The 20,368-nt window shown below is 62.3% G+C and carries 22 protein-coding genes; 20 read left to right on the top strand and 2 right to left on the bottom strand.

Annotated elements, in window-relative coordinates; genetic code table 11:
- Positions 1-64: 64 nt before the first annotated feature.
- The gene (locus tag ACNQ62_RS09485) at positions 65-736 is read left to right on the top strand and encodes an HAD-IA family hydrolase (RefSeq protein WP_005854024.1); all 672 of its coding nucleotides are present in this window, start codon (positions 65-67) and stop codon (positions 734-736) included.
- Between the two features lies 1 nt (position 737).
- Positions 738-1,943 (top strand): DegT/DnrJ/EryC1/StrS family aminotransferase, encoded by a 1,206-nt coding sequence (locus ACNQ62_RS09480; RefSeq protein WP_418094763.1) that lies wholly within the window; start codon positions 738-740, stop codon positions 1,941-1,943.
- Here ACNQ62_RS09480 and ACNQ62_RS09475 read toward each other — a convergent pair.
- Positions 1,940-2,341 (bottom strand): VOC family protein, encoded by a 402-nt coding sequence (locus ACNQ62_RS09475; RefSeq protein ID WP_418094762.1) that lies wholly within the window; start codon positions 2,339-2,341, stop codon positions 1,940-1,942. The two genes, ACNQ62_RS09480 and ACNQ62_RS09475, sit on opposite strands and share 4 nt — an antisense overlap.
- Before the next feature lie 139 nt (positions 2,342-2,480).
- Complete coding sequence (locus ACNQ62_RS09470) at positions 2,481-2,951, bottom strand: pyridoxamine 5'-phosphate oxidase family protein (RefSeq protein ID WP_005854017.1); 471 nt, start codon at positions 2,949-2,951, stop codon at positions 2,481-2,483.
- Positions 2,952-3,097: 146 nt separating this feature from the next.
- Here ACNQ62_RS09470 and ACNQ62_RS09465 point away from each other — a divergent pair, with 146 nt between their 5' ends.
- The 18 genes from ACNQ62_RS09465 (at position 3,098) to nuoF (ending at position 20,365) form a co-directional block, all read left to right on the top strand.
- Complete coding sequence (locus ACNQ62_RS09465) at positions 3,098-4,261, top strand: isovaleryl-CoA dehydrogenase (protein WP_005854015.1); 1,164 nt, start codon at positions 3,098-3,100, stop codon at positions 4,259-4,261.
- Positions 4,258-4,749, top strand: a complete 492-nt coding sequence (locus ACNQ62_RS09460) for a lysozyme inhibitor LprI family protein (RefSeq protein ID WP_418094761.1) — start codon at positions 4,258-4,260, stop codon at positions 4,747-4,749. Before ACNQ62_RS09465 ends, ACNQ62_RS09460 begins: the two co-directional genes overlap by 4 nt.
- Positions 4,749-6,272: an AMP-binding protein gene (locus ACNQ62_RS09455; protein ID WP_418094760.1), complete on the top strand. Its 1,524-nt coding sequence runs from the start codon at positions 4,749-4,751 to the stop codon at positions 6,270-6,272. Before ACNQ62_RS09460 ends, ACNQ62_RS09455 begins: the two co-directional genes overlap by 1 nt.
- A 52-nt stretch (positions 6,273-6,324) precedes the next feature.
- Positions 6,325-7,929, top strand: a complete 1,605-nt coding sequence (locus tag ACNQ62_RS09450; protein ID WP_184581845.1) for a carboxyl transferase domain-containing protein — start codon at positions 6,325-6,327, stop codon at positions 7,927-7,929.
- A gap of 126 nt (positions 7,930-8,055) precedes the next feature.
- Positions 8,056-9,990, top strand: coding sequence for an acetyl/propionyl/methylcrotonyl-CoA carboxylase subunit alpha (locus ACNQ62_RS09445; RefSeq protein ID WP_418094759.1), 1,935 nt, complete (start codon positions 8,056-8,058; stop codon positions 9,988-9,990).
- An 11-nt stretch (positions 9,991-10,001) separates the two neighbouring features.
- Positions 10,002-10,667 carry a glutathione S-transferase family protein gene (locus ACNQ62_RS09440; protein ID WP_418094758.1) on the top strand — a complete coding sequence of 222 codons (666 nt, stop codon included), beginning with the start codon at positions 10,002-10,004 and terminating at the stop codon, positions 10,665-10,667.
- Positions 10,668-10,720: 53 nt separating this feature from the next.
- Entirely contained in the window at positions 10,721-11,578 is an 858-nt protein-coding gene (locus ACNQ62_RS09435; protein ID WP_418094757.1) for a hydroxymethylglutaryl-CoA lyase, read from the top strand.
- Positions 11,578-12,363 carry a crotonase/enoyl-CoA hydratase family protein gene (locus ACNQ62_RS09430; RefSeq protein WP_243250382.1) on the top strand — a complete coding sequence of 262 codons (786 nt, stop codon included), beginning with the start codon at positions 11,578-11,580 and terminating at the stop codon, positions 12,361-12,363. The genes ACNQ62_RS09435 and ACNQ62_RS09430 overlap by 1 nt, the downstream gene beginning before the upstream one ends.
- A 56-nt stretch (positions 12,364-12,419) precedes the next feature.
- On the top strand, positions 12,420-13,319 hold the full coding sequence (locus ACNQ62_RS09425; RefSeq protein WP_418094756.1) for an NAD-dependent epimerase/dehydratase family protein: 900 nt from the start codon (positions 12,420-12,422) through the stop codon (positions 13,317-13,319).
- 170 nt (positions 13,320-13,489) lie between these two features.
- On the top strand, positions 13,490-13,855 hold the full coding sequence (locus ACNQ62_RS09420) for an NADH-quinone oxidoreductase subunit A (RefSeq protein ID WP_005854000.1): 366 nt from the start codon (positions 13,490-13,492) through the stop codon (positions 13,853-13,855).
- Positions 13,846-14,382: a NuoB/complex I 20 kDa subunit family protein gene (locus ACNQ62_RS09415; protein ID WP_005853998.1), complete on the top strand. Its 537-nt coding sequence runs from the start codon at positions 13,846-13,848 to the stop codon at positions 14,380-14,382. Before ACNQ62_RS09420 ends, ACNQ62_RS09415 begins: the two co-directional genes overlap by 10 nt.
- A gap of 9 nt (positions 14,383-14,391) precedes the next feature.
- On the top strand, positions 14,392-14,997 hold the full coding sequence (locus ACNQ62_RS09410) for an NADH-quinone oxidoreductase subunit C (protein ID WP_037944466.1): 606 nt from the start codon (positions 14,392-14,394) through the stop codon (positions 14,995-14,997).
- An 8-nt stretch (positions 14,998-15,005) separates the two neighbouring features.
- Positions 15,006-15,170 (top strand): hypothetical protein, encoded by a 165-nt coding sequence (locus tag ACNQ62_RS09405; protein WP_005853995.1) that lies wholly within the window; start codon positions 15,006-15,008, stop codon positions 15,168-15,170.
- Positions 15,170-16,393, top strand: coding sequence for an NADH-quinone oxidoreductase subunit D (locus ACNQ62_RS09400; protein WP_005853993.1), 1,224 nt, complete (start codon positions 15,170-15,172; stop codon positions 16,391-16,393). Before ACNQ62_RS09405 ends, ACNQ62_RS09400 begins: the two co-directional genes overlap by 1 nt.
- A 78-nt stretch (positions 16,394-16,471) precedes the next feature.
- Positions 16,472-17,782, top strand: coding sequence for an NADH-quinone oxidoreductase subunit E (locus tag ACNQ62_RS09395; RefSeq protein WP_037944464.1), 1,311 nt, complete (start codon positions 16,472-16,474; stop codon positions 17,780-17,782).
- A 34-nt stretch (positions 17,783-17,816) separates the two neighbouring features.
- Positions 17,817-18,809: an endonuclease gene (locus ACNQ62_RS09390; RefSeq protein ID WP_418094755.1), complete on the top strand. Its 993-nt coding sequence runs from the start codon at positions 17,817-17,819 to the stop codon at positions 18,807-18,809.
- Positions 18,810-18,830: 21 nt separating this feature from the next.
- Entirely contained in the window at positions 18,831-19,058 is a 228-nt protein-coding gene (locus ACNQ62_RS09385; RefSeq protein ID WP_005853987.1) for a DUF5337 domain-containing protein, read from the top strand.
- 11 nt (positions 19,059-19,069) lie between these two features.
- Complete coding sequence (nuoF, locus tag ACNQ62_RS09380; protein ID WP_009824861.1) at positions 19,070-20,365, top strand: NADH-quinone oxidoreductase subunit NuoF; 1,296 nt, start codon at positions 19,070-19,072, stop codon at positions 20,363-20,365.
- The last annotated feature ends 3 nt before the right edge of the window (positions 20,366-20,368 follow it).

Genomic DNA, 20,368 nt, shown 5'->3' with positions numbered 1-20,368 from the left:
TGCGCAAGGCTAGGGGTCATCAAAGAAGATTTCCGCCTGCAACACATTCAGCAAAGGAATGCCGATGAAAACAGTCGTATTCGACCTCGACGGGACGCTCGCGGACACCAGCGGAGACCTGATCGCCGCGGCCAATGCCTGTTTCCGCGACATGGGCGAGGGCGATGTGCTGGATGCCAAAACCGATGCAGGCACGGCGCTGAAAGGCGGCCGGGCGATGCTGCGGTTGGGCATGGAACGCTTGGGGCGCGCCGACGACGCCGAGACCATCGACCGCTACTATCCCATGCTGCTCGAAGCCTATGGCCGCGAGATCGATACCCATACCGTGCTTTACCCCGGCGCGATGGAGGCGGTGGAGGCATTGAAAGCCGCGGGCTACCGCGTGGCGATCTGCACCAACAAACCCGAGGGGCTGGCGCATACGCTGCTGACCAAGCTTGGCGTGCGCGATGCCTTTGGCGCGATGGTGGGGGCCGATACGCTGGCGATCCGCAAGCCCGATCCGGAGCATCTGTTCGAAACCGCGCGGCGTGCCGGGGGCGACCCCGCGCTGTGCTTGCTTGTGGGCGATACCAATACCGACCGCGAGACGGCGCGCGCGGCGGGGGTGCCTTGCGTGTTGGTCTCCTTCGGTCCCTCGGGCGATGATATGGCGGCACTTGGCCCCGAAGCCCTGCTGGACCACTATGACGATCTGCCCGACATCGTCACCCGTCTGATCGGTGCTGTCTGACATGGTATCTGACACGGCAGAGGTGTTCGCCGGCAGCTTCACCCAGCAAGAACCGATCCCCGAGGAAGCCATCGACGCCGCCGTCGCCGTGATGCGCCACGGGCGGCTGCACCGCTATAACACGGCGCCCGGCGAAACCGCCGAGGCCGCGCTGCTCGAGCAGGAGTTCGCCGCGATGGTGGGCGCGCACTACTGCCTTGCCGTGGCCTCGGGCGGCTATGCCATCGCCACCGCCTTGCGGGCTGTTGGCGTCAAGCCGGGGGATCGGGTGCTGTCCAACGCTTTCACGCTGGCCCCCGTGCCCGGCGCGATTGCCGCGGTCGGGGCCACGCCGGTCTTTGTCGATGTCACCCAAGGGCTGGTGATCGATCTGGACGATCTGGCCGGCAAGCTGGATCAGGCGCGGGTGCTGCTGCTAAGCCATATGCGCGGGCATATCTGCGATATGGACCGGTTGATGGCGCTTTGTGATGCCGCCTGTGTCACCGTGGTAGAGGATTGCGCCCATACCATGGGGGCAAGCTGGAACGGCGTGCCCTCGGGGCGGCATGGGGCGGTGGGGTGCTATTCCTGCCAGACCTATAAACACGTCAACGCGGGCGAGGGCGGGCTGCTGGTCACCGATGATGCAGCACTCGCGGCGCGGGCGATCATGCTCTCAGGGTCCTATATGCTTTATGACCGGCATTTGGCGGGGCCGCCGCCCGAAGCCTTCGAGACGGTGAAATACGACACGCCGAATATCTCTGGCCGGATGGATAACCTGCGCGCGGCGATCCTGCGCCCGCAGCTCAAGCGGCTTGAGGCACAGATCGACGGGTGGAATGCGCGGTATCATGTGGTTCAGGACGGCTTGCGCGACACACCCGGCCTGACCCTCATCGACCGCCCCGCGGTGGAACGTTTTGTCGGATCGTCGTTCCAGTTCCTGCTGTCTGGCTGGGCCCCCGAGGCCATCGCATCAGTGCTGACCCGTTGCGCCGCCCGCGGGGTGGAACTGAAGTGGTTCGGCGGGGCGGAGCCTGTGGGCTTTACCAGCCGCTACGATTCATGGCGCTATGCCGAACCCTCTGCGCTGCCCGCCAGCGATGCGGTGCTCGCCAGTATCATCGACATGCGCGTCCCGCTGACATTCTCGTTGGACGACTGCGCGCTGATCGCACGGATCATTCGCGCGGAAGTCTCGGCGGTGTTCCAGCAGGGCTAGGCCGCGCCGGGGGTCGCCATCTGGATCAACTGGATGAGGTTCCCGCAGGTGTCATCCAGTACCGCCATGCGGACGGGGCCGGCATCAATAGGGTCTTGGGTGAAGACGACACCGCTGTCGGTCAGCCGTTTGACTTCGGCATCCAGATCCTCAACCTGAAAGGAATGGGCTGCGATCCCGTCTTCCACCAGCGCCTGTTTGTAGGGGCCAACGGCGCGGTGATCGCTGGGCTCTAGCAAAAGCTCTGTTCCGTCGGGCTGGTCGGGCGATACCAGAGTGAGCCAGCGGTGCGCCCCGAGGGGGATATCGTTCTTCACCTCAAATCCCAGCTTGTCGCAGTAGAACTTCTGGGCTTTGTCTTGGTCGTCAACGAAGATGCTGGTCACATAGATTTTCATATCAATTCATCCGTTCGTGGCTGTATCGGGCCGGGTCTGGTGCAAAGCCCGCGGGTGTTCGGCAGCACCCTAGCATGGCATCGCGAAAAGGGCAGGCACAACGGCCCGCCCTTGCTGCGATTGATGGCGTGTCCGCCGTTCAGAAGCGGATGGTCCCATGTTCGCCCGCATCCGGAACCTGTTTGGTCACATTGGCTTTGGCGATTTCGTAGAGGAAGGACAGGCTGCCGCCGGTCAGCCAGACCTCCGCCTGTTTGAGGTCCATACGCACAAGTTGCACGTCGTCATCCTTGCGTCCGTCCTTGAACCAGGCGGCGGCAAAGGCGTTCCACAACTCGTCCAGTTTGGCAGGGTCGGTCACAGCCTGAACGGTACCGTCGATCCGGGCGTATAGGTGTTCGTCCTTGCTGGTCACCAGATATTCTGCCGCAGCACCGGTCTGGGCGGATTTCGCCAGATCTGTGTCCCGTGCGGTGATGAACCAAAGGCAATTGGCGTCGTGATCGGCATAGTGGCTCATGGGGATGGCGCGGGCGGTATCGGTGGCCAGCATCCCGATGCGGGTGTCGTCTACGCGGTCCCAGAATTCTTTCTTCAATGACGTGCTCATATCGGGGCGTCCTTTCTATCCTGTGTCACGGGGGTAACATCGGCGGCGCGGGTGCAGTTCCGCGCAGCCTGCGACATTTGCTTGACCGAATCCGCGAGAAGTGTAGTGTAATGAACAACTGTTCAATAAACTCGGGGGAGGGGTCTATGTTCAACACCACCATGAAATTCGATCTGGGCGATGACGTGAACGAGATGCGCGATATGGTGCACCGTTGGGCGCAGGAACGGGTCAAACCGATGGCCGCCGAGATCGACACCAAGAACGAATTTCCGCCCGCGCTCTGGGAAGAGATGGGCAGCCTTGGTCTGCTGGGCATGACGGTCGAGGAAGAATTCGGCGGCTCGGGCATGGGCTATGTCGCACACACCGTCGCGGTTGAAGAAATCGCGCGCGCTTCCGCCTCGGTCTCGCTGTCCTACGGGGCGCATTCGAACCTCTGCGTCAACCAGATCCGTCTCAACGGCAGCCCCGAGCAGAAGGCGAAATTCCTGCCGGGCCTGTGCTCGGGTCAACATGTGGGCGCGCTGGCGATGTCCGAACCCTCTGCGGGCAGCGACGTGGTGTCGATGAAACTGCGCGCCGAAAAGCGCAACGATCACTACCGCCTGTCGGGCAACAAATACTGGATCACCAACGGCCCTGACGCCGACACGCTGGTGGTCTATGCCAAGACCGACCCCGATGCCGGATCGAAAGGCATCACCGCCTTCCTGATCGAGAAATCCATGAAAGGCTTCACCACCAGCCCGCATTTCGACAAGCTTGGCATGCGCGGGTCCAACACGGCAGAGCTGATCTTTGACGATGTCGAAGTCCCGTTTGAAAACGTTCTGGGGGAAGAGGGGCGCGGCGTGGCGGTGCTGATGTCGGGGCTTGATTACGAACGCGTGGTGCTGGCGGGGATTGGTCTGGGAATCATGGCCGCCTGTCTGGACGAGATCATGCCCTATATGGTCGAGCGTAAGCAATTCGGGCAGCCCATCGGGAACTTCCAGCTGATGCAGGGCAAGATGGCGGATATGTACACCGCGATGAATTCGGCCCGCGCCTATGTTTACGAGGTCGCCAAGGCCTGTGATCGCGGTGATGTCACCCGTGCGGATGCCGCCGCCTGCTGTCTCTATGCCAGCGAAGAAGCGATGAAACAGGCGCATCAGGCGGTGCAGGCCATGGGCGGGGCGGGCTACCTGTCTGACAACCCCGTGGGCCGCATCTTCCGCGATGCCAAGCTGATGGAGATCGGGGCAGGCACTTCTGAAATTCGCCGGATGCTGGTGGGCCGCGAGATGATGGGAGCGATGGCGTGAAACCTCTGGCCCTTGCCTTGATGCTCTGCGCCTCACCGCTTGCCGCGCAGGATCTGCAATATACCGATCGCGGCACAGAGATTTGCCTCGCCGACGCCGATGGTTTTGCCGCCGAGATGGCCTGCGTCGGTGTCTCTGCGAACCAGTGCATGGAGGATTCTCCGGGCGGGAGCAGCACCTATGGTATGGGCGGGTGTCTGGACCGTGAGCTGCAATTTTGGGACCAGCGGTTGAACGATAAGTACGCCGCGGTGATGGTGCAGGCCAAACGGATGGATGCCGATGCGAGCCCGGGGCCCGAGGGAAGCCCCGGCGTGGCGGATGCCCTGCGCGAGATGCAGCGGGCGTGGATCGTGTTCCGCGACAAGGCGTGCACCTATGAAGCCTCGCTTTGGCCGGGGGGCACGGGGCGCGGACCTGCGGCGATTAACTGTCTGATGCAACAGACCGCGCGGCAGGCTTTGTCGCTGGACGTGTGGGAAGGCTGATGGCTGACGTCCTGCCAGGTCTGGACGGGACGGGCGCGTGGGAGATTCCGGCGCGGCTGAACATGGCGGCGCAATGTCTGTCCCATGACCCCGCGCGGCGCGCGATCATTGATCTGACAGGTGAAGCGCGACGCGATGTCAGCTTAGGCACCCTGTCCGATATGGTCGACGGATTGGCACGCGCCTTGGCGCAGCGGGTGCAGGCAGGTGACCGTGTGGGCGTGCTGCTGGGGCAAAGCCCGTGGTGTGCTGCGGCCCATCTGGCGATCTGGAAAATCGGCGCGATTTCAGTGCCTTTGTTCAAACTCTTCAAGTATGATGCCCTCGCGTCGCGGGTGCGTGATGCAGGCGTGACGCTGGTGCTGACCGATCCCGAAGGGCGCGATCTGCTGGGGGGGCTGGCGACGCCCTTGATGGCAGATAGCGTCGGCGTGGCGGGGGATCCTGTCGCCTTTGCCGACACCGGCCCTGACGATCCGGCGGTGCTGATCTATACCTCGGGCACGACGGGGTCGCCCAAGGGTGCGCTGCATGGCCATCGGGTGCTGACGGGCCATCTGCCCGGCGTCTCGCTCAGCCATGATGTGCTGGGGCAGGACGGCGATTGCCTCTGGACGCCTGCGGATTGGGCGTGGATCGGCGGGCTGTTCGATGTGGCAATGCCCGGGCTGGCGCTTGGTGTGCCTGTTGTCGCGGCACGCTTGGCCAAATTCTCTCCAGACGCCTGTGCGCGCATCATCCGCGAGGGCGATGTGCGCAACGTGTTCTTCCCGCCGACCGCGCTGCGGATGCTCAAGGCCGAGGGCGCTACGATCGCGGGGCTACGCTCTGTCGCATCGGGGGGGGAGCCTTTGGGGGCCGAGATGCTGGCATGGGGGCAACAAGCCTTTGGCCTGAGTATCAACGAATTTTACGGGCAGACCGAATGTAATATGGTCGCCACCAGCGCGGGCAGCCAGTTCCCGCCGCGCCCCGGTTGCATCGGTAAACCTGTGCCGGGTCATGACGTCGCGGTGCTGGATGATGACGGTGCGCCGACGGCAGACGAAGGCGATGTCGCCATCCGCAAGGGATCAGCCGCGATGATGCTGGGCTATTGGCAGCGCCCCGACGAGACCGCACAAAAATTCCGGGGAGACTGGATGCTGACCGGTGATCGCGGCGTGTTCGACAGTGAATACCTGCGCTTTATCGGGCGCGAGGATGATGTGATCACCTCAAGCGGCTATCGCATCGGTCCGGCAGAGATCGAGGATTGTCTGCTGACCCATCCCGATGTGGCAACCTGCGGTGTGGTGGGCAAGCCCGACCCGCTGCGGACAGAGATCGTCAAAGCCTATGTCGTGCGCAAATCCGGTGCGACTGTCGATGAACAGACCCTGCAAGACTGGGTGAAAACCCGCCTTGCCAGCTATTCTTACCCGCGCGAGGTGGCCTTTCTGGATGCCTTGCCGATGACCGTCACAGGCAAGGTGATCCGCCGCGCGCTGAAAGCCCGCGCGGCTGCCGAAGGGGCTGCGTAATGCAATACCCGACTGTGACGTCCCCCCATTCCATCCGATCAAGGAGACCGACATGAAGCTGATTTCGCAAGCCTTGCCCTCGTCCGAAAGCTTCAAGGCGAACGAGGCGGCCCATCTGGCTGCCCTGCAAACCATCCGCGAAGCGGCGGATGCGGCGGAACTGGGCGGCGGCGAGAAATCTCGCGCCCGTCACGTGAGCCGCGGCAAGATGCTGCCCCGCGAACGGGTGGCCAATCTGCTCGACCCCGGATCGCCGTTCCTTGAGGTTGGTGCGCTGGCGGCGCATGGGCTTTATGGCGGGGCGGCCCCCGCGGCGGGTGTGATCGCGGGGGTCGGCAAGGTGCAGGGCATCGACTGCATGATCGTGTGCAACGACGCCACGGTGAAGGGCGGCACCTATTTCCCGATGAGCGTCAAGAAACACTTGCGGGCCCAGGAAATCGCCGAGGAAAACCATCTGCCCTGCATCTATCTGGTCGATAGCGGCGGCGCGAACCTGCCCAATCAGGACGAGGTCTTTCCCGACCGTGACCACTTTGGCCGGATTTTCTATAATCAGGCGCGGATGAGCGGCAAGGGCATCCCCCAGATCGCGGTGGTCATGGGATCGTGCACCGCGGGCGGGGCCTATGTGCCCGCGATGTCGGATGTGTCGATCATCGTGAAAGAGCAGGGCACAATCTTTTTGGCCGGTCCGCCGCTGGTCAAGGCCGCGACGGGCGAGGTGGTCAGCGCCGAGGATCTGGGCGGCGGCGACGTGCATACCCGTCTGTCAGGTGTGGCAGACTATCTGGCCGAGGATGACGCCCACGCGCTGGCGCTCGCCCGGCGTGCCGTGGCCGGGCTGAACCGCGCGGCCCCGATGAATGTGCAATGGCAACCCGCCGAAGACCCTGCCTATGATCCGGCCGAGATGCTGGGCGTTGTTCCCGCCGATTTGCGCACGCCCTATGACATTCGCGAAGTCATCATGCGGCTGGTCGATGGCAGCCGCTTCGACGAATTCAAGGCGCGCTTTGGCGAGACGCTGGTCTGCGGTTTCGCCCATGTCAAAGGCTGCCCCGTCGGTATCATCGCCAACAATGGCGTATTGTTCTCGGAATCCGCCCAGAAAGGCGCGCATTTCGTCGAACTGTGTTCGCAGCGCAAGATCCCGCTGGTCTTCTTGCAAAACATCACCGGTTTCATGGTCGGCCGCAAATACGAGAACGAAGGCATCGCGCGGCACGGGGCCAAGATGGTGACGGCTGTCGCCTCGACCAATGTGCCCAAGATCACCATGCTGGTGGGCGGGTCGTTCGGGGCCGGTAACTATGGTATGGCGGGCCGTGCCTATTCCCCGCGCTTCATGTGGACATGGCCGAACTCGCGCATTTCGGTCATGGGCGGTGCGCAGGCGGCGGGCGTTCTGGCAACGGTAAAACGCGATGCGATCGAACGCGCGGGCGACAGCTGGACCGAGGAAGAAGAGACCGCCTTCAAGCAGCCCACAATTGATATGTTCGAGGAACAGTCACATCCGCTTTATGCGACCGCGCGGCTTTGGGATGACGGCGTGATCGACCCGCGCCACAGCCGCGAGGTGCTGTCGCTGTCGCTACGCGCCAGTTTGAACGCACCGATCGAGGATACAACGTTTGGTGTGTTCCGGATGTAGGCTGCGGTGGGCCTTTATGCGGCCGGGGGCCAGCCCAAGTTTTTAATAAAGCCGGGGGCCAGCCCCCGGGACCCCCGGAGTTTAAGGGGCAAAATGAAGATAAGATGGATGTGAGGGAACTGCGTGATGTTTGATACGATCCTGATTGCGAACCGGGGCGAGATTGCTTGCCGCGTGATGGAGACAGCGCAGGCCATGGGGGTGCGCTGCGTGGCGGTCTATTCCGACGCGGACCGCACGGCAAAACATGTGGCGATGGCGGATACCGCGGTGCATATCGGCGGGTCGGCCCCTGCGGATAGCTATCTGCGCGGCGAGGTGATCATTCAGGCGGCACTGGATACGGGCGCGCAGGCGATCCATCCGGGCTATGGCTTTTTGTCCGAGAACCCCGATTTCGTGGATGCGGTAGAAGCGGCGGGGCTGGTCTTTATCGGCCCGTCGGCCAAGGCCATTCGCGCGATGGGGCTTAAAGACGCCGCCAAGGCATTGATGGTCGAGGCGGGCGTGCCTGTTGTGCCGGGGTATCACGGGGCCGATCAGGATGACGCGCTGCTGGCGGCAGAGGCGGATAAGATCGGCTATCCGGTGCTGATCAAGGCCGTCGCCGGTGGGGGTGGCAAGGGCATGCGGCTGGTAGAGGCGGCGGACGGTTTTCAGGCCGCGCTGGAGAGTGCGCGCTCAGAGGCCAAGACAGCCTTTGGCAACGCCGATGTGCTGGTCGAGAAATTCGTCACCAAACCGCGCCATATCGAAGTGCAGGTCTTTGGCGACGGCAAAAAGGCCGTGCACCTGTTTGAACGCGATTGCTCGCTTCAGCGGCGCCACCAGAAGGTGATCGAGGAGGCTCCGGCCCCCGGCATGACGCCCGAAATGCGCGAAGCGATGGGGCAGGCGGCGGTCACAGCAGCCGAGGCGATCGGCTATGCCGGGGCGGGCACGATTGAATTCATCGTCGACGGCTCTGGCGGGTTGCAGACGGACGGCTTCTTTTTCATGGAGATGAACACCCGTTTGCAGGTGGAACATCCCGTGACCGAGGCGATTACCGGCGTTGATCTGGTGGCCTGGCAGTTGCGCGTGGCGGCTGGCGAGGGGCTGCCCCTGCGCCAGGACGAATTGTCGATCCACGGACATGCGTTTGAGGCGCGGCTTTATGCGGAGGATGTGCCAAAGGGCTTCCTGCCCGCCACCGGCACCTTGACGCATTTGCAGTTCACTCCGGATTGTCGTGCCGATAGCGGTGTGCGCGCCGGCGATACGATCAGCCCTTTCTATGATCCGATGATTGCCAAGGTGATCGTGCATGGCGACACGCGCCAGATCGCCCTGTCGCGCCTGCGCGCCGCGCTGACCGGCTGCGAGGTGGCGGGGACGGTCACAAACCTTGCGTTTCTGGGCGCTTTGGCGGCGCATGAAGGGTTTGCGGCGGGGGATGTGGATACCGGGCTGATCGCCCGTGACATTGATGCTTTGACACAAGCGCCCGAGGTGGAGCCGCGCCATGCGGCGCTTGCCGGGATGGCGGCACTGTCGTTGCTGGATCCGGCCGAGGGCGCGGGATTTACGCTGTGGCAGCCGCTGCGCCGCGCGGTCGGATTGACTTGGGGCGGAGAGGATCATCTGCTGCAGGTGCAGGTCGTCTCGGCGGATCACCAGATCTGGACCGTGGACGGGACAGAGGTGGTGGCACAGCGCATCGGCGGGCGTTGGTCCGTGGGCGGGCAACAGGCGGCGGCAGTATCCGTCGCCGAGGGGCGCGTGACGGTATTTGACGGTTATGGGCTGGTGTTTGACGTTATCGACCCGCTGGCCCGTGCCGCGGGTGGTCACGGCGACGGCAACCTGATCGAGGCCCCGATGCCCGGATTGGTGCGTGTCGTGGATGCCAAGGTCGGCCAGACGGTGACCAAGGGCGACCGCCTTGCGGTGCTGGAAGCCATGAAGATGGAGCACAGCCTGCTTGCCGCGCGCGATGGCGTTGTCGCCGAGGTTCTGGCGCAGGCTGGTGATCAGGTCGAGGCGGGTGTAGCACTGGTGCGGCTAGAGCCCGAGGCATAGGAGACCGCACCATGATTACCCTGCACCACGTCGAACAGACCCGTTCCATGCGCACCCTTTGGTTGCTGCACGAGCTGGAGGTGCCCTTCGAGGTGTCGATCCACGCCTTCGACAAATCCTTGCGTGATCCGGGCTATCTCGCCATTTCGCCGGCGGGGCGCGTGCCCTCGCTCGAGATCGACGGGGAGCGCATGTTCGAGACGGGTGCCATCGCGGAATATCTTTGCGAACGGTTCAGCCCCGACCGTTTGGGGCGGATGCCGGGGGCACCGGATCGCATGGCGTGGTTGGTCTGGATCCACTTTGCCGAGACGGTATCGCAGCATTGTGCCGCGCTGACCCAGCAGCATGTGGCGCTTCGCGATGATTCCATGCGCAGCCCCATCGTGATGAAGCTGGAAGCCGCGCGTTTGATGAAGTGTTACGACGCGATCGAGGCGCGATTGGGCGGCGGGATACTGTCACAGGATTATCTGTTGATGAGCGGTTTCACGGCGGCGGATGTGAACGTGGGGCAGGCGGTCTATATGGCGCAGCATTTCGCCAAGCTCGGCAATCACCCCAATGTGGCGGCCTGGTATGCGCGCATCACCGACCGCGAGGCGTTCCAGCTGTCGCTGCCCAAAGACGTGCCGTTGTTTGACCGGACGTTTTATGACCCGTGGCCGGTCGAGTGATGCTACCGTCGCGCAGGTGAGTTTATTTGGCAAAATGAAGGGGAGGGGGCGTTATGGATAAAGGGGTCTGCGAGATATTCGAGGTCGGTCCACGGGACGGGCTGCAAAACGAGGCGCGCGAAATTCCGGTGTCGGAGAAGATCGCGCTGGTTGACCTGCTGAGCCGTGCGGGGTTTTCCCGGATCGAGGTGGCGAGCTTTGTCAGCCCCAAATGGGTGCCGCAGATGGCCGGATCGGGTGAGGTTCTGGGCGGGATTGCTCGGGTCGAGGGGGTGCGTTATGCCGCGTTGACGCCGAATATGCGGGGCTACGAGGATGCGGTCGCGGCCAAAGCGGGAGAGATCGCGGTGTTCGCCTCGGCCAGCGAGGGGTTCAGCCAGAAGAATATCAACGCCAGCATCGAGGAGGCGTTCGAGCGTTTCGCGCCGATCCTAGAGCAGGCACGCCATGTGGATATGCCGGTGCGGGGCTATGTCTCATGTGTGGTGGAATGCCCCTATGACGGGGCGGTCGCGCCATCCAAGGTGGCGGAAGTGGCGGATCGTCTTTTCTCTATGGGCTGCTATGAGGTTTCGCTTGGCGACACCATCGGGGCGGGCACGCCGGATACGATTGCGCGCATGTTGCTGGCGGTACGCGATGTGGTGCCCGTGGGGCGTTTGGCCGGGCACTATCATGACACCAACGGGCGGGCGATGGACAACATCGATGCATCCCTGTCCATGGGTCTGCGGGTGTTCGATGCCGCCGTAGGCGGTTTGGGGGGGTGCCCCTATGCGCCGGGGGCTGCGGGCAATGTTGCTACGGAAAAGGTGAACGCGCATCTGATGGCGCTTGGCTATGACACCGGGTTGGATCAGGCGGTGATCGAGGAAGCCGCCGAGATGGCGTGGCGGATGAGGGCAGGATGATGTACGAGACACTGAAGCTAGAGACCGACGCGCGCGGGGTCGCGACCTTGACGTTGGCGCGCGAGGAAAAGCACAACGCCATGTCCGCGCAGATGATAGCCGAGTTGACACAGGCCGCCGCCGCCTTGGCCGCTGATGATGCTGTGCGGGTCGTGGTGCTGACCGGCGCGGGCAAAAGCTTTTGCGCGGGCGGTGATCTGGGCTGGATGCAGGCGCAGCGCGATATGGATGGGCCGACACGCTCGGCCGAGGCAGGCAAGCTGGCCACGATGCTGGGCGCGCTGAACACGCTGCCCAAGCCCTTGATCGGGCGGGTGCAGGGGAATGCCTTTGGTGGCGGTGTCGGCATGGCCTCGGTCTGTGACGTGGCGATCGGGGTTGATACGTTGAAGATGGGGTTCACCGAGACGCGGCTGGGGATCATTCCGGCCACCATCGGCCCCTATGTGCTGGCCCGCATGGGCGAGGGGCGCGCGCGGCGGGTGTTCATGTCGGCCCGTCTGTTTGACGCGGCGGAGGCGGTCGATCTGGGGTTGCTGGCCCGTGCCGTGCCGGCGGATGCGCTGGACGCTGCGATCGAGGCCGAGGTCGTGCCCTATCTGTCCTGTGCGCCGGGGGCCGTGGCTGCGGCGAAACAGCTCGCGCGGGATTTGGGGCCGCGGATCGACGCGCAGGTCGTGGACCATACCATCGCCGCATTGGCCGACCGCTGGGAAACCGAAGAGGCGGCCGAGGGAATCGGTGCCTTCTTCGACAAGCGCAAGGCGGCTTGGGTTACGGGTTGAAGCGGGGCAGCAACGCTCTAGGCTTTGCCACGACATCAACGGCGAGAGGGTCCCCCATGCGTATTCTATTCACCGGCGGCAGCGGCAAAGCGGGGCGGCATGTGATCCCCTATCTGATGGATCAGGGGCATCAGGTGTTGAATGTGGACCAGCAGCCGCTGGATCTCCCCGGCGTTGACAACCGCATTGCCGATATCACCGATGCCGGCCAGATGCATGATGTGATGCATAGTCTGATGAATCTGGGCGAACTGGATGAGGGCACCGGCGTGCAGGGGTTTGACGCCGTTGTGCATTTCGCCGCCGTGCCGCGCATCCTGATCACGTCGGATACAGAGGTGTTTCGGGTCAATACGCTTGGCACCTATCATGTCATCGATGCTGCCGTGAAGGCGGGGGTGCCCAAGATCATCTTTGCCTCATCCGAGACGACCTATGGCGTCTGCTTTGCCCAGGGGGAGCGTAAGCCCGACTATATCCCCGTCGATGAAGATCACCCGACCGTGCCCGAAGACAGCTATGCCATGTCCAAGGTCTGTAACGAGGCGACGGCGCGCAGCTTTCAGGCGCGCACGGGGGCGGATATCTACGGGTTGAGAATCAACAACGTGATCGAACCGCATGAATACGCCAGCCTTTTCCCCGGCTTCATTCACGACCCCGATCAACGGCGGCGCAATATCTTCGCCTATATCGATGCCCGCGATCTGGGGCAGATGGTGCAGCGCTGTCTTGATGTGGACGGCTTGGGGTACGAGGTGTTCAATGTGGCCAACGCCGACACCTCTGTCGCCGCACAAACGTCTGACTTGATTGATCGCTACTATAAAGACGTGCGCCAGACCCGCGATATGGGCCAGTTCGAGACATTCTACAGCATCGAAAAGGCGCGTGACCTGTTGGGGTTCGCGCCGCAGCACAGCTGGCGCGAGAGCCGCGATCTGCTGGAAAAATAGCGCCAATCACGCGGGCGCAGGCAGGGCGGGCCGCGCCCTTCGACAGGATGACGCAAATATGGCGGGCTCGGTTGACCCTGACCGGACAGCGGAGTAAACCGACCAAAGCCAATAGTGCCGTTTGGCTGACAGGGCGCGTGGCGCGTCGCATACGCAAAAGGAGCTTCCCCTTGGACGACATGATGCGGGAATACCTGCCGATCCTACTTTTTCTAGCCGTGGCGATTGTCCTTGGCATTGTTTTGATCCTGGCCGCCGTCGTGCTGGCCGTGCGCAACCCGGACCCTGAAAAAGTGTCGGCCTATGAATGCGGGTTCAACGCCTTTGACGACGCCCGGATGAAATTTGACGTGCGGTTCTACCTCGTGTCGATCCTGTTCATCATCTTTGACCTCGAAATCGCTTTCCTCTTCCCCTGGGCCGTGGCCTTTCAGGACGTGAGCATGGCCGGTTTCTGGTCGATGATGGTCTTTCTTGCCGTGCTGACCGCCGGCTTTGCATATGAGTGGAAAAAGGGAGCGCTGGAATGGCAGTAGCAGCCGCCGGGGCCAATGTGGCCGGGATGGACCGCGATGTGGCCACCCAGAACCTGAACAAGGAACTGCAGGACAAGGGCTTCCTGCTGACCTCGACCGAAGACATCATCAACTGGGCGCGTACCGGCTCGCTGCACTGGATGACTTTTGGTCTGGCCTGCTGCGCCGTCGAGATGATGCACACCTCGATGCCGCGCTACGATCTGGAACGTTTCGGCACCGCGCCACGCGCGTCTCCGCGTCAGTCCGACCTTATGATTGTTGCGGGCACGCTGACCAACAAGATGGCACCGGCCCTGCGCAAGGTCTATGACCAGATGCCGGAACCGCGCTATGTGATCTCTATGGGGTCTTGCGCCAATGGCGGCGGCTATTACCACTACAGCTATTCCGTGGTGCGCGGCTGTGACCGTGTCGTGCCTGTCGATGTCTATGTGCCCGGCTGCCCGCCCACGGCAGAGGCGTTGCTGTATGGTATCATGCAGCTGCAGCGCAAAATCCGCCGCACCGGCACAATTGTTCGCTAAGGGGCTGATATGTCAGAACAACTGAACGAACTTGGCGCGTATATCGAAGCGAAACGCCCCGACTGTATCCTCGGCTGGGACATCGCCTTTGACGAGCTGAACATGGATGTCACCCAGGCCAATCTGCCCGGTCTGGTAGAATTTATCAAAAGCGACGCGACCTGCCGTTTCTCCTCGCTGGTGGATATCACCGCGGTGGATTACCCGGGCCGCGCCAAACGCTTTGATGTCGTCTATCATTTTCTGTCGATGTACCAGAATCAGCGCATCCGCTTGCGCGTCGCCGCGCGCGAAGAGGATATGGTCCCCTCGATCGTCGATATCCACCCGTCGGCCAACTGGTTCGAACGCGAGGTCTTTGACATGTTCGGCATCATCTTTGCCGGCCACCCCGACCTGCGTCGCCTGCTGACCGACTACGGGTTCCGCGGCTACCCGCTGCGCAAGGATTTCCCGACTACCGGCTATACCGAAGTCCGCTATGACGAGACGGAAAAGCGCGTGGTCTATGAACCCGTGAGCCTCGTTCAGGAATATCGCCAGTTCGACTTTATGTCGCCTTGGGAAGGGGCTGAATATATTCTGCCGGGCGATGAAAAGCCGGAGGCAAAATAATGGGGGGCATGTGGTGGTTCATACTGTCTGCCCTCACAATCATCCCGATGGTCAAGCTGTTGCCGTTTTTCGGGATCAATAAATACTGGTCTGTTGCCTGTATCGTGCCTTTGGGCACCGTCGCCCTTCTGTGGTGGATGGGCGTCAAACTGACCGAGCTGGAGCGTAAATGATGGACGGCACCAAAGGTTTCGAAGACGCCCTGACCGGCGAGCAGAAGATCCGCAACTTCAACATCAACTTCGGCCCGCAACACCCTGCGGCGCACGGGGTTCTGCGTCTGGTTCTCGAACTCGACGGCGAGATTGTCGAACGCTGCGATCCGCATATCGGCCTGCTGCACCGTGGCACCGAAAAGCTGATGGAAAGCCGCACCTACCTGCAGAACCTGCCGTATTTCGACCGGCTGGATTACGTGGCCCCGATGAACCAGGAACACGCCTGGTGTCTGGCCATCGAAAAGCTGACCGGTGTCGAAGTGCCCCGTCGCGCCTCGCTGATCCGCGTGCTCTATTCCGAAATTGGCCGCATCCTGTCACACCTGCTGAACGTCACCACACAGGCGATGGACGTGGGCGCGCTGACACCGCCGCTCTGGGGCTTTGAAGAACGCGAAGATCTGATGATCTTCTACGAACGCGCCTGCGGTGCCCGTCTGCACGCGGCCTATTTCCGCCCCGGCGGGGTCCACCAGGATCTGCCGCCCGCGCTGCTTGATGATATCGAGGCATGGACCCACAAGTTCCTGTCGGGCTTCATGGTCGATGTGGATCAGCTGCTGACAGAAAACCGGATTTTCAAACAGCGTAACGCTGACATCGGCATCGTGTCTGAACAGGACATTCAGGATTGGGGCTTCTCGGGCGTGATGGTCCGCGGCTCTGGTCTGGCATGGGATTTGCGCCGTGCGCAGCCCTATGAATGCTACGATGAATTCGACTTCCAGATTCCGACCGGTGTAAACGGCGATTGCTATGACCGCTACCTCGTCCGGATGGAAGAAATGCGCCAGTCCACCTACATCATCCAGCAAGCCATCGAAAAGCTGCGCGCGCCCGAAGGGCAGGGCGATGTATTGGCGCGGGGCAAGATCACGCCCCCCAGCCGGACCGCGATGAAAACCGACATGGAAAGCCTGATCCACCACTTCAAGCTCTACACCGAAGGGTTCCACGTCCCCGCCGGCGAAGTCTATTGCGCGGTCGAGGCCCCAAAGGGCGAATTCGGCGTCTACCTTGTGGCGGATGGATCGAACAAACCCTACCGTGCCAAACTGCGCGCGCCCGGCTACCTGCACCTGCAAGCGATGGACTATGTCGCCAAGGGGCATCAGCTGGCGGATGTCGCGGCGATCATCGGCACCATGGACATCGTTTTCGGAGAGGTCGACCGTTGAGCCGGGTCCTCTTCATTTTGCCAAATAAACTCCCGCCGGAGGCGCCCGCCGTTTCCGCAAGAACGAAAGCCTGATCTGATGCTGCGCCGTTTGCACCCTGACCAACCGACAAGCTTTGCCTTCACCCCTGCCAACCAGGCCTGGGCCGAAGCGCAGATCACGAAATACCCCGAAGGCCGTCAGGCCAGCGCGATCATCCCTTTGCTGTGGCGTGCACAGGAACAGGAAGGTTGGTTGAGCCGCCCTGCAATCGAACATGTCTCGGAAATGCTGGGCATGGCCTATATCCGCGGGCTCGAAGTCGCGACATTCTACTTTATGTTTCAGCTTCAGCCTGTGGGCGAGGTCGCGCATTTCCAGATTTGCGGCACGACATCCTGCATGATCTGCGGTGCTGAAGACCTGATCGAGGTCTGCAAGGAACGCATCGCGCCCAAGGCCCATCAAATCAGTGAAGACGGCAAATTCTCGTGGGAAGAAGTCGAATGTCTGGGCGCCTGTTCGAACGCGCCGATGGCGCAGATCGGCAAGGACTATTACGAAGATCTGACCGTCGACGGCTTCCGCGCCATGATCGATGAGATGGCGGCGGGGCAGGTGCCTGTGCCCGGCCCGCAGAACGGGCGCTATGCCTCTGAACCGCTGTCCGGGCTGACCAGCCTGACCGATCACGACAGTGGCAAGACACAATATAACGCCAGCGCGCAGCTGGCCGTGGACATCGGTGATACGCTCAAGCGCATCGATGGTACCGAAGTGCCGCTGACAGCGCCCTGGCAGGGTAAAGATGGTGCAGACAGCGCCGGTTCCGACAAGGAACAGCCTGTTGCGCGCGATGACAATATGCCACCCGAAGGCCCTGACGGTGCCCAAGGCGGTCGTACCGCCGCAGAGGAAGACGCACCACGTGATGTGGGCGATGCCTCGGATCAACGCTCCGAAGCACCGGGGGAGGCTGACGGCACCGAAGCTGTGGGCAAACCCGAAGCAGGCAGCGTCGCACCCGGCGATCCGGCCCCTGCGCCCAAAGCCTCGACCGCGGGCACCAAGAAAGCATCGGTTGCGAAGTCTGCCGAGGCCAATGCGGATGCGGCAGCCACCAAGCCCAAGACGCTGGATGCCCCCGAAGGCGGCGCGGCGGATGACCTCAAGATGATCAAGGGCATCGGTCCCAAGCTCGAAGCGCTGGTGAACAAGATGGGCTTTTACCACTTTAGCCAGATCGCTGACTGGGGCCCGAACGAGGTATCCTGGGTGGATCAGAACCTCGAAGGTTTCAAGGGCCGCGTGACCCGCGACAACTGGGTCGAACAGGCGAAAAAGCTTGCTGCTGGTGAAGAAACAGAATTCTCGTCGCGCGCCACAAAAGATGGTATCTATAACACATAATAGATCATCTTGAATGGCGAACGAAGGGACGGACATGACTGATTTGACGCAAAAAGAGCAATGCAAACGCGGTTGCATGCGGTGGGGGGCCGGGGTCGGCCTTGTCCTCGCGTTGCTATTTTGGCTGGTTTTCGGCTGGGGCTTTATCGCCTCCCTGTTCCTTGGAATCATACTGGGGCTTGTGACCTTTGTGGTCCTGTCCAAACTCATGTGCGGGTCGCTTGGGGATGATCCTATGCAGACGGCCAGCACTCCTGCGGCGGCTGCGGCCCCTGCAACGGCGGCCACAACCCAGGCGGCCAGCGCCGCACCAACCAGCGACGCCGAGGTAGAGCCTGAGCCGGCGCTGGAGGCGGAACCCGCTGCCACCGAAACGGTAGAGGCTCGCCCCGAAGATACGACCGGCGGTCAGGCCGAGGCCGATGTCGGCGGTGCCGCGTCAGAGGCGACAGCGGGCACCTCGCCCGCGGCCAAAGACGAACCCGCCGCTTTCTCGGGGATCAAGCCCACGGCCAAGCTGAAGGGCCAAGAGGAACTCGCTGCGCGCAAAGGCAGCTACAAATACGAAGCCCCCGCAGCGGAGCCTGCACAGGCCAAGGCGGCTCCGGCTCCTGCGCCAGCAACAGAAGCGGCGGAACCTGTCGCCTCTATCCCAGAACCAACGCCGGCTGAAACACCGCAGGCACCGGCCACCGTCAAGGGTGCTACCTCGACCCGTTCGGGGATCGCGGATATTCCGGCGGGTACGGTCGAAAGCAGCCCCGAAACGCTGGAACAGCCGCGCGCTGGCGGTGCCGATAACCTCAAGCTTATCAGTGGGGTAGGGCCGAAACTTGAACAAACGCTGAATGAGCTGGGGATCTATCACTTTGATCAGATCGCCAAATGGACCGCGGCTGAAATCGCTTGGGTTGATGCCCGCGTGCGGTTCAAAGGCCGTATTCAACGTGATGACTGGATGGCGCAGGCCAAAACCCTCGCCTCCGGTGGAGAGACCGAATTCTCCACCCGTAGTAAAAAGACCTGAGCCTGACATGGATGCCGTGTGATGACAGATAAGGAAGAAATCGCCCTGGCCCGTAAGGGCCGGATGGTCGGCCTTGTCATTGCCGGCACAATGTTGCTTTGGATCGCGGCGCAATGGCTTGCGCCGCAGTTCGGCTTGCCCGGACGCTATGCGCTGCTGTTCGACTTTGCCGCGCTGGCAGCCCTGATCTGGGCGATGGTCAATATATATCAGATGAGGCGGGCCCGCGCGGCCAGCCGTGACACATAAAGGTTAGCTTCATGCTTCAGGATCAAGACCGCATCTTTACCAATATCTACGGTATGCACGACCGCACGCTGAAAGGCGCGCAGGCGCGTGGCCATTGGGATGGCACGGCGGGCATCCTCAAGAACGGGCGCGACTGGATCATCGACCAGATGAAAGCGTCGGGGCTGCGGGGCCGTGGCGGTGCGGGCTTCCCCACCGGTCTGAAGTGGTCCTTCATGCCCAAGGAAAGCGACGGACGCCCCAGCTATCTGGTGGTGAACGCCGATGAATCCGAGCCCGGCACCTGCAAGGACCGCGAGATCATGCGCCACGATCCGCACACGCTGATCGAGGGCTGCCTGATCGCGAGCTTCGCGATGAACGCCAACGCTTGCTACATCTACATCCGCGGCGAATACATCCGCGAACGCGAAGCGCTGCAAGCCGCGATTGACGAGGCGTATGACGCGGGGCTTGTGGGCAAGAATGCCTGCAAATCCGGCTATGATTTCGACATCTATCTGCACCACGGGGCAGGTGCCTATATCTGTGGCGAGGAAACCGCGCTGCTGGAAAGCCTTGAAGGCAAAAAAGGCATGCCGCGGATGAAGCCGCCGTTCCCTGCGGGGGCCGGTCTTTATGGCTGCCCGACCACGGTGAACAACGTGGAATCCATCGCGGTGGTCCCAACGATCCTGCGTCGCGGTCCAGAATGGTTTTCAAGCTTTGGCCGTCCGAACAATGCGGGCACCAAGCTGTTTGCGATCTCTGGCCATGTGAATAATCCTTGCGTCGTCGAAGAAGCGATGAGCATCACCTTTGAAGAGCTGATCGAAAAGCATTGCGGCGGTATCCGTGGCGGCTGGGACAACCTCAAGGCTGTGATCCCCGGCGGGTCGTCGGTGCCGATGATCCCCGGTGCGCAGATGCGCGACGCGATCATGGATTTCGACTACCTGCGCGAACAACGCTCGGGCCTGGGGACGGCTGCGGTCATCGTGATGGATAACTCCACCGATGTGATCAAGGCGATCTGGCGTCTGGCGAAGTTCTACAAGCACGAATCCTGTGGTCAGTGTACGCCATGCCGCGAAGGCACGGGCTGGATGATGCGCGTGATGGACCGTTTGGTGCGCGGCGATGCGGAGCCGGAAGAGATCGACATGCTGCTCGACGTGACCAAGCAGGTCGAAGGGCACACGATCTGCGCCCTTGGGGATGCGGCGGCTTGGCCCATTCAGGGTCTGATCCGTCACTTCCGCGACGAGATCGAGGATCGCATCAAGCACAAACGCACCGGCCGCGTCAGCGCCGTCGCGGCGGAGTAAGTT

Source organism: Sulfitobacter sp. SBS6 (assembly GCF_048285585.1).
In the GTDB taxonomy this organism is placed as follows: domain Bacteria; phylum Pseudomonadota; class Alphaproteobacteria; order Rhodobacterales; family Rhodobacteraceae; genus Sulfitobacter; species Sulfitobacter pontiacus.
This window is presented reverse-complemented; position numbering and strand designations above follow the sequence as displayed.